The organism is Nonomuraea sp. 3N208 (assembly GCF_052245935.1).
In the GTDB taxonomy this organism is placed as follows: domain Bacteria; phylum Actinomycetota; class Actinomycetes; order Streptosporangiales; family Streptosporangiaceae; genus Nonomuraea.
In genome coordinates this window covers 1-1542 of sequence record NZ_JBQQBR010000145.1, presented here as the reverse complement: position 1 = coordinate 1542, position 1542 = coordinate 1, and the positions used below count along the sequence as shown (strand labels likewise).

At 70.4% G+C, this 1542-nt stretch carries 1 protein-coding gene; it reads right to left on the bottom strand.

Going from position 1 to position 1542, the window contains the following annotated elements; genetic code table 11:
* Positions 1–187 precede the first annotated feature (187 nt).
* A partial coding sequence (gene istA / locus ACTWPT_RS59910) for an IS21 family transposase (RefSeq protein WP_443186461.1) occupies positions 188–1542 on the bottom strand: 1355 nt, incomplete at its 5' end.

Genomic DNA, 1542 nt, shown 5'->3' with positions numbered 1-1542 from the left:
TCTCAGTGAAGTCCAGGGCCAGACGCGGGTTGATGCCATCAGGTGTGTAGGTGATATCGGTGCTCATCGGATTCCTTGTCATCGTCATGGTTGTCGTGGCTGGTTTGTGGTGTGGCGATGGATTGATCGCGCCCCGGGGTGCACGAATCGGCCGGTGCCCCCGGCTGGAGCCCGTGCGGTATGGGGGTCAGTTGAGCGTGCCCGGCGTCACGGCGATCTGGCCGAGCCCGGCGGCCAGGTCGTAGTCGGCCAGCGGACGGCGGGCGACCGTGACCTCGGTGGCGGCTCGGGCGGCGGCGGATCGGCCCAGCAGCGCCTCCAGCGCCTTCGATGTGGCGGCGTGCTCGCTGTGTTCGGCGGTGTGCCGGTCGTCGACTCCAGGGCCGTGATCGCTGCCGTGATCGCTGATCGTGACGGCGCGGGTGTGACCGTCTGGCAGCCCGTCCCAGTGCGCGGGATCGATGACCCACGAGCCGCGCACGCTCGCGCGGGGGTGAGCGGCCAGCAGCGCCTCGGCGCGGGTGACGGCGGCCGGATCGCAGATGAGCACCTCGCTGCCGGTGACGCGCAGTTCGACCTGCTGACGAGCACGGATGCGCCGGGCCGGGACCGAATACAGGCTGCCCTCAAAGGAGATCAGGCAGTCCTTGCCGACGCGGCGCAGGTGCTTGTCGGTCACCAGATACGGCGCCGACGGCAACGCCCGCAACGCGGCATGATCCCGCTCGGCACGCCGGCCGATGACCTCGCCGTGGGTGCGGTGCACCTGGCCGCGGCGGATCGGCACCCACGCGGTGAACGCGGCGTCCAACTCGGCGATCGAGGCGAAGCTGCGCCCGGCCAGGACATGATCGCGGATGATCTCGACCTGACGCTCCACCCGTCCCTTGCCCGTCGGCCGGTAGGCCGCCAGGACGTCCAGGTCGAAGCCGTAGTGGCCGGCGAACGCCACCGCCTGCGGATGCAGCGGCACCGCCTTGCCCGGCGCGACGTGCCGCTTGACCACGGTCTTGGTCCGGTCATACACGATCACGCCCGGAGCGCCGCCGAAGTGGGCGAGCGCCCGCCGGTGGCACTCCCAGAACGTCGCCAGGTCCATCGAGGTGGTGAAGCAGCAGAACGGGTCCCGGGAATAGGACAGGACCATGTGGAAGGAGTACACCTTGGTGATGCCCGCGTGCGCCAGGATGCCGCCTTCGTCTCCCCAATCGACTTGCGCTTGGGCGCCCGGGACGGTCTCGAACCGGCGGTGCAGCCCGCGCAACCCGCTGCTGGCCCCACTGTCGGCGCCGTCCCGTTCGGCCTCTAGCTCGGCGGCGATCTGTGGCCGGGCCTGCGCGCAGTACATCTTCACCCGCTGGTAGTGCCCGTCCCAGCCGTGCTGGTCGACGAGCCTTTCGTGGATCACGCTGGCCTTCAGCGTGATGTCGGCCCGCAGCCACGCGTCCACCACACCCGTCAGGCGGTCGATCTTGCGGGGCTGGGTGCCCTGACGCGATAGCGCCGTGGGCGGGGCCACCGGCGGCTCGGCCGCCAGGTACT